The 868-nt window shown below is 66.8% G+C and carries 1 protein-coding gene; it reads right to left on the reverse strand.

From position 1 onward, the window contains the following. The coding region (locus QEZ54_RS36215; protein WP_281309309.1) for a carbohydrate ABC transporter permease at positions 1-824 on the reverse strand (824 nt) is incomplete at its 3' end. Positions 825-868: the final 44 nt, after the last annotated feature.

Raw genomic sequence — 868 nt, forward strand, 5'->3', positions numbered from 1 at the left:
ACGCTGCCGGCCAGTCCGCCGACCAGTTGGCGTTCGGCGATGGCGTAGAAGCCGAGGGCGGGGACCATGGAGATGATGACGTAGGCCAGGACGCGGGCGGTGTCGTCGGCGTACTGGCCTTGGAAGGCTTGGACGCCGACGGGCAGGGTCCACCAGTTCTGGTCGGTGAAGACGACCAGGGGGAGCATGAAGTTGTTCCAGCTGGCGACGATGGCCAGGACGGAGACGGTGGCCAGGGCGGGTCGGGCCATGGGTAGGAGGATGCGCCAGAAGAAGGTGAAGGGTCCGCAGCCGTCGAGGGTGGCTGCTTCTTCGACTTCGCCGGGGATGGTGCGGAAGAAGGAGCGCAGGATGATGATCGTGACGGGGAGTCCGAAGGCGGCTTGGGGCAGGATGACGCCGAGGGGGTTGTCGAGCAGGTCGAGGCTGCGCAGGAGGATGAACAGGGGCAGGATCGCGACGGCGAAGGGGAACATGAGTCCGACGGCGAAGAGGGTGAACAGCAGTTCGCGGCCGCGGAAGCTGAATCTGGCGAAGATGAACGCGGCCATGGCGGCGGTGGCGACGACGACGGTGACTGTGGCGATGGCGATGAGGGTGCTGTTGGCCAGCTGCCGCCAGAAGACTTCGCTGGTGAGGATGCCGGTGTAGTTCTCGGGGTGCCAGGGGTCGGGTAGGCCGAGGGGGTTGGTGGAGAGCTGGCCGTTGTCTTTGAAGCCGCCGAGGACGCCGAACCCGATCGGGACGGCGATGAGTGCGCCGATGACGATCGAGATGACGTGCAGGAGCGACCGCCGGGCGCGTACCGCCGGAGTGGTCTTCATCGCTGGACTCCCGCGGTGGTGAGTGCGCCGTCCAGATCCCGGCG

The sequence above is a fragment of the Catellatospora sp. KI3 genome, from assembly GCF_029948125.1.
Classification (GTDB): Bacteria; Actinomycetota; Actinomycetes; order Mycobacteriales; family Micromonosporaceae; genus Catellatospora.